We start from the raw sequence: 6,798 nt of genomic DNA, 5'->3' as shown, positions 1-6,798 counted from the left end.
CGCGCCGAAGCCGACCGCCGCCGCCGTCCGGCGGAGCTGGTCGCGCAGGGGGCCCGACTGCGGCGCGGTGGGGCTGCTCGCGGGCCAGTTCGCGACCGGCGGCGGATGGGCGCCCGTCGTCCTCATCGCCCTGATCTCGGCGGTCGCCGCCCTGATCAGCTCGGTCAACGCGGCCCTGTCGCTCGGCTCGCTGCAGCTGCTGGTCTACACCGCGCTCTCCTCCGGGCTGGTCACCCCGCTCTCCCTTCCCGCGGAGATCGGGTTCTTCTTCGCCGGTGCCGGCTGGGCCACGCTGGCCACGCTGGTGCAGGCCCGCACCGAGGCGCTCGACCCCGACCGCACGTCCGTGGCGGCGGTCTTCACGCGGATCGCCGACCTGCTGACCGCCGTCGGCACGCCCCAGGCCGAGGACGCCCGCCGCGCGCTCACCACCGCGCTCAACGCCGCCTACGACCGGGTCATCCGCAGCCGCAGTCTCTCGGCCGGGCGCAGCCGGGAGCTGTCGGAGCTGGCGGGCGTCCTCAACGCGGCGGCGCCGCTGGTCGAGGGAGCCGTCGCGGCGGCCCGGGCCGGCGATCCCCCGGACCCGCAGGACGTGGCAGCCGTCCGCGCCCTGGCCGCCGCGCTCGACGGCACGGGCGAGCTGACGCAGGAACGGCCCCCGCCGCGCGAGGAGGGCACCCCGGCCCGGCGCACCGTGCGGCACGGCATCCGGCTGGTGTGGAACGTCGTCGGCGACCCCGAGGAGCGGGCCGGTGCCGCCGCGCACCGACCCGAGGTCGACCTGCGGACCCGGCTGCGCGAACTGGCCGACCGCACCCTCACGAACACCGAGAGCCGGGCCTTCGCCGTCCGGCTGGCGCTGTGCATGACCATCGCCGAGATCGCCCGCCAGTACCTGCCGATCGAGCGGCCCTACTGGGTGCTCCTGACCGTCGCGATCGTGCTCAAGCCCGACTTCGGATCGGTGTTCACGCGGGCGGTCCAGCGCGGCGCCGGCACCCTCCTCGGCGTCCTGATCGGCTCGGCGCTGCTCGCCGTCCTGCCGCGCGACGCCTGGGTGCTCGTCGCGATGGCGTTCTTCGCCGCGCTGCTCCCCTGGGCCCGCAACGCCAACTTCGGGCTCTTCTCGGTGTTCCAGACCCCGGTGATCATCCTGCTGCTCGACCTCGCCCTGCCGAGCGGACCGGGACTGGTGGGTGCCCGCCTCACCGACACGCTCATCGGGTGCGCGATCGTCCTCGTCTTCGGCTACCTCCTCTGGCCGCAGACCTGGCGGGCACCACTGGACGAGGCGCTCCGGGACGCCGCCCTCGCCCTCGACGCGTTCGTCGAGGCCGCCTTCACCGGGAGCCCGGCGGACCGACGGCGGGCGCGGCGCCGCAACTACCGTGCGCTCACCGAGCTGCAGACCCAGCTGCAACGGCGGCTCGCCGAACCCCCGCCGATCAGCAACCGCGCCGCCGCCTGGTGGCCGGTCATCGTCCAGCTGGAACGGACGTCGGACGCCGTCACCGAGGCCGTCATCGCCCAGCGCGAGGGCGACCCGGCTCCCGACCTCGCGCAGGTCGCCGTCCTCCGGCGGGCCATCCGGCGGCTCGAGGAGGACGTGCGGGCCCACCGCGTCCCCGACGACGCCGAGATCCTCGCCGACGGCGTGCTCGCCCCGGTCGCGCGCGAGGTGGACACCACCCGCCGGCTGGTGCGCGAGAACGCGCCCGGCCGGCGCCAGGAGACCTGAGCCGCAGTTGCGCGCGCGGGGGCGTGCCCCTGGGATGAGCCGGGTGCCCACAGATGAGCCGCTCTCCCTGCCCGCGCTGTCCGAACCTCCCCCGCCAGGCTCCCGCACCGTCACCACCGACGACGGCGTACCCCTGCACGTGGAGGTGGACGGGGAGGAGACGGCCGACGTCACCGTCCTGTTCTCGCACGGCTTCACCGCCCGGCTGGCCGAGTGGGAACTGCAGCGCACCGCCCTCCGCGACCGCGCCCGGCTCGTGTTCTGGGACCAGCGCGGCCACGGGCGCTCCGGGTGGACGCCGCTGACGAAGGCGACGATCGACCGCACGGGTCGCGACCTGGGCGAGGTCCTCGACGCCACGGTCCCGACCGGGCCGGTCGTGCTGGCCGGGCACTCGATGGGTGGCATGAGCGTCATGGCGCTGGCGCGTCAGCGGCCGGAGCTCTTCGGCACCCGCGTCGTCGGCGTCCTCCTGCTGGCCACGTCGGCCGGTGGCCTGGTGGAGACCGGCGTCCTGGGGCTCGCCGTCAAGCTCGTCCGCAGGCTCGGCCTGCTGTCGCTCTACCTGCGCTTCCTGCAGTTCCTGGCCCCGCTGCTCGAGCGCTTCCGCCGGCGCGGGACGGCGATCGGCCGCCGGGTCACCCGCCGGCTGCTGTTCGGCGAGAGCGACGCCCATCCCCACGACGTGCGCCTCGTGCAGCAGCTCCTGGAGGAGACGCCGCTGCCCGTGACCATGGCGTTCTACGCGACCTTCCTCGACCACGACGAGACGGAGTCCCTCCGGATCCTCGAGCGCGTGCCGGTCACCGTGGTCGCCGCGACCCACGACCGGCTGACCCCCGCGGCCCACGGCCGGCGGATCGCCGAGCAGATCGGCGAGGGCGCGGACCTGGTCGTCGTCCCGGGAGCCGGGCACAGCGTCAACCTGACCCGCACCGCCGTGGTGAACCAGGCGTTCACCGACCTGCTCGACCGGATCGCCCTCGGTAGGAGGAACGCGGGTTGACCGCCCGCCGCCCGGGCATGAAGGTTGTGGTCACCGCCACAAGATCAGTTTGCGTGCACCCGGAGACACACCTAACTTCAGCGGCCAACCAAGATCGTGAAATTGCGAGGAGCAGAACGTGGACCGGTTGAGCGCCCTCGACGCGAGCTTCTTCTACGCGGAGAGCGAGAACACCCCCATGCACGTGGGGTCGGTGGCGGTCTTCGACGGGCCCGCCCCCACGTACGGCGACGTCGTCCGGCTGATCCTCAGCAAGCTGCCGAAGGTGCCGCGGTACCGCCAGCGCGTCCGGCCCGTCCCCATGCAGCTCGGCCGCCCTGTCTGGGTCGACGACCCGCACTTCCAGATCCTGTACCACGTGCGGCACACCGCGGTGCCGCGTCCGGGCAGCGACGAGCAGCTGCGCAACCTGGCCGGCCGCGTCCTCGGTCAGCGGCTCGACATGGCGAAGCCGCTGTGGGAGCTGTGGCTCGTGGAGGGCCTCGCCGACGACAAGTGGGCCCTCATCTCCAAGGTGCACCACTGCATGGTCGACGGCGTCGCCGGCACCGACCTGATGCAGCTGATGTTCGACCTCGACCCGGACGCGAAGCACGAGGCCCCACAGGACTGGACGCCACGGCGCACGCCGTCGTCCCTCACGGTGGTCCAGCAGGCGGTCAACGACACGATCACCCATCCGCTCCAGCAGCTCACGTCCATGCCCAGCGTCGGCTCCGCGGTGCGAGCGGCGAAGGGCCTCGCCGGGCAGAGCAGGACACTGGCCCAGACCGTGCCGTCGCTGGCGAAGCAGGCGGTCACCCCGACCGCCCGGTCGCTGAACGGACCGATCGGCCCACACCGGCGCTGGGCCTGGACCGACGGCAGGTTCGAGGAGTTCAAGGCGGTGCGGACGGCACTCGGCGGCACCGTCAACGACGTCGTCCTCACCGCGATCACCGGCGGCTTCCGGGATCTCCTGCAGGGCCGCGGTGAGCTCACCTCCGAGAGGCTCGTCGTCCGCTCGATGGTGCCGGTGTCGGTCCGGCGGCCCGACCAGAAGGGCGCACTGAACAACCAGGTCTCCGCCGTGTTCGTCGACCTGCCCGTCGGCATCGCCGACCCGGTGGAGCGACTGGGTGCGATCCGCGGGCAGATGGACGAGTACAAGAAGACCATGGGGGCCGTCGACGCCAACTCGATCATCGCGATGGGCAACTACGTCGCCCCCACCCTGCTCTCCATGGGCGTCCGGGCCGTGATGCAGGCCGGCCAGATGTGGTGCCAGGCAGTGACGACCAACGTGCCAGGCCCGCGGGTGCCGCTGTACGTGCTCGGCAAGCGGATGCTGTCCGCCACCGCCTACGTGCCGATCGCCGGTGGCACGCGCTGCTCCATCGGCATCTTCAGCTACCTGAACACGATGACCTTCGGGATCAACGCCGACTTCGACGGCTACCCGGACGTCGACGTGCTGTCGGGCGGCATCCGGCGCGGGATCGAGCAGCTGCTGGCGATCGCCCAGAAGCAGTCCGACAAGTCGTCGACCTCGCCGGCCGCCGCCCCCGCCCCCGCCACTGCGGCGACGCCCGCCAAGGCCGCGACCCCCGCCAAGGCCGCGACCCCCGCGAAAGATGCGGCGAAGCCGGCCAAGCGACCGGCCAAGAAGGCGGCGGCGTCCCGGTGAGCCCGGGTCGGCGGCGCGGGGCGGGCGCGCTCGGCGAAGGTCCCCGCGGACTGGATGACGACGAGGCGGCCGCGCGCGAGCTGACGGTCGCCGTCACGGGCCCCACCGGCACCTTCGGGTCCGGGCTCATCCCACTCCTCGAGGACGACGACCGCATCGGGCGGGTCATCGGCATCGCCCGACGTCCCTTCGACCCGGCGGAGCGCGGCTGGACGAAGATGGAGTACCGGCAGGGCGACGTCCGCGACGAGGACGCGCTGCGGGCCGCGTTCGAGGGCGCCGACGTCGTCGTGCATCTCGCCTTCCTGATCACCGGGAACGCCTCGCGGGAGACCACCCGGTCGATCAACGTCGACGGCACGCTCAACGTGTTCCGCGCTGCGGCCGCCGCGGGCGCTCGCCGGTTCGTCTACGCCTCCTCGGTGGCGGCCTACGGGTTCCACGACGACAACCCGGAGACGATCGCCGAGGACTGGCCCACCCGCCCGGCGGCCAAGCTGTTCTACGCCCAGGAGAAGGCCGAGCTGGAGGGCCTGCTGGAGGCGGAGGCGGCACAGCACCCCGCGCTCGCGCTCTTCCTGCTGCGCCCGCCGATCGTGCTGGGCCCGAACGTCGTCGGGGGCAAGGACGTCCTGCCCGGGCCATTGGCCCCGCTGGGCCGCATGCTGTTCAGCCGGCCGCGACGCCTCCCGTTCCCGGTGCCGGTGTTCACCCCCGACCTGCCGATGCAGTTCATCCACGAGGAGGACGTCGGCCGCGCGCTCGTGCAGTGCATCGTCGGGGCCGGCCCGCCCGGCGCCTACAACATCGCCGGCGACGGCATCGTCACGGCGGTCGAGGTGGCCCGCGAGTTCGGCGCCCTGCCGATCCCGCTGCCCGCCGGACCGGCTCAGGCCGCCGCGCGTGCCTTTTCGCGCCTGCCGTTCCTGCCGCCGGTCGCCGAGTGGGTCGAGGCCGCGAGCCGTCCGGCGATCATGGACACCGCGAAGGCGCGGGAGCAGCTGGGCTGGCGTCCGCGGTTCAGCGGCCTCGAGGCCCTGCGGGACACCTTGAACAGGGATTCCGGCACCACCTGAAGGCTCGCCTGGGGGAACGACATGAGCTTCAACCTCGCGACGATCCTGCGGGAGTCCGCGCTGGAGAACCCGGAGCACCCCCTGCTCCACATCGGTTCGCTGACGCTGAGCTACCAGCAGGTCGACATCATGTCGGGCCGGGTGGCGTCGGGCCTGCAGGCGGCGGGGTTGAGCCGTGGCGATGCCGTCGCCCTGCAGCTGCCCAACGTGCCGGAGTTCCTGTTCGCCTACTTCGGAGCGCTCAAGGCCGGGGTGACGCTCGTGCCGCTCAACCCGCTGCTCAAGGCGCCCGAGATCGCCTACCACCTGCAGGACAGCGGGGCGCGGGTGCTGATCACCTTCGATGCCTTCGCCGCGGAGGCACTCAAGGGGGCAGCCGGCGGCGCGCAGGTCTTCGTGGTGGGTTCGGCGGTCGAGGGGACGTCGCCGTTCGACGAGCTCTACGGGGCCGAGCGCTACGAGATCGAGCCGATGAACAGCGACGACACCGCGGTGATCATCTACACCAGCGGGACGACCGGCCGGCCCAAGGGCGCGGAGCTCACCCACTTCCAGCTGTACATGGCGTCCTCGGTCGCCGGGGACACGTTCGACTACCGCGACGACGACGTCAGCATGGCGGTGCTGCCGCTCTTCCACGTCTTCGGGCTCTCCAGCGTCATGAACACCGCCATCCGGTGCGGCGCCACGCTGGTGCTCGTCCCCCGCTTCGAGGTCGGCGCCGTCCTGGACGCGATCGAGCAGCACCGGGTGACCGTCTTCTGCGGCGTCCCGACGATGTTCGTGGCGCTCCTGCACGCCGATCTCGCCGGTCGCGACGTCTCCTCGTTGCGGGTGTGCGTCTCCGGCGGCGCCTCGATCCCCGGCGAGGTGCTCCGCGGCTTCGAGGCGGCCTACGGCGGGGTACCCGTCCTCGAGGGTTACGGCCTGTCGGAGACCTGCGCGATGGCCACCTTCAACCGCAGCGTCGAGGACCGTCGCGTCATGTCGATCGGCAAGCGGCTGTGGGGCGTGGAGGTCCGTGTCGTCGACGCCGAGGACCACGAGCTCCCGACGGGGCCGGACTCCGTCGGTGAGATCGTCCTGCGCGGCCACTGCGTCATGAAGGGCTACCTCGGCCGGCCGGAGGCCACTGCGGAGGCCATGCGGGGCGGCTGGTTCCACACCGGCGACCTCGGCTACCGGGACGACGACGGCTTCTTCTACATCGTCGACCGCAAGAAGGACCTGGTGATCCGCGGCGGGTTCAACGTCTACCCGCGCGAGATCGAGGAGGTGCTGCACGAGCACCCCGCCGTCCTGGAGGCCG

5 protein-coding genes are annotated in these 6,798 nt (G+C 72.7%); all 5 read left to right on the top strand.

Features of this window, described 5'->3' with window-relative positions; all coding sequences use genetic code 11:
* Nucleotides 1-1,741: FUSC family protein (locus tag E4P40_RS25270; RefSeq protein WP_135161086.1), on the top strand; the 1,741-nt coding region annotated here is incomplete at its 5' end.
* A gap of 43 nt (nucleotides 1,742-1,784) precedes the next feature.
* On the top strand, nucleotides 1,785-2,747 hold the full coding sequence (locus E4P40_RS25265) for an alpha/beta hydrolase (RefSeq protein ID WP_245160575.1): 963 nt from the start codon (nucleotides 1,785-1,787) through the stop codon (nucleotides 2,745-2,747).
* Between the two features lie 118 nt (nucleotides 2,748-2,865).
* Entirely contained in the window at nucleotides 2,866-4,413 is a 1,548-nt protein-coding gene (locus E4P40_RS25260; protein ID WP_135161084.1) for a wax ester/triacylglycerol synthase family O-acyltransferase, read from the top strand.
* Nucleotides 4,410-5,489 carry an NAD-dependent epimerase/dehydratase family protein gene (locus E4P40_RS25255; RefSeq protein WP_245160574.1) on the top strand — a complete coding sequence of 360 codons (1,080 nt, stop codon included), beginning with the start codon at nucleotides 4,410-4,412 and terminating at the stop codon, nucleotides 5,487-5,489. Before E4P40_RS25260 ends, E4P40_RS25255 begins: the two co-directional genes overlap by 4 nt.
* 21 nt (nucleotides 5,490-5,510) lie before the next feature.
* The coding region (locus tag E4P40_RS25250; RefSeq protein ID WP_135161083.1) for an AMP-binding protein at nucleotides 5,511-6,798 on the top strand (1,288 nt) is incomplete at its 3' end.

The organism is Blastococcus sp. CT_GayMR20, assembly GCF_004570345.1.
The sequence above is the reverse complement of the archived record's forward strand: the minus strand, read 5'-3'. Positions and strand labels throughout refer to the sequence as shown.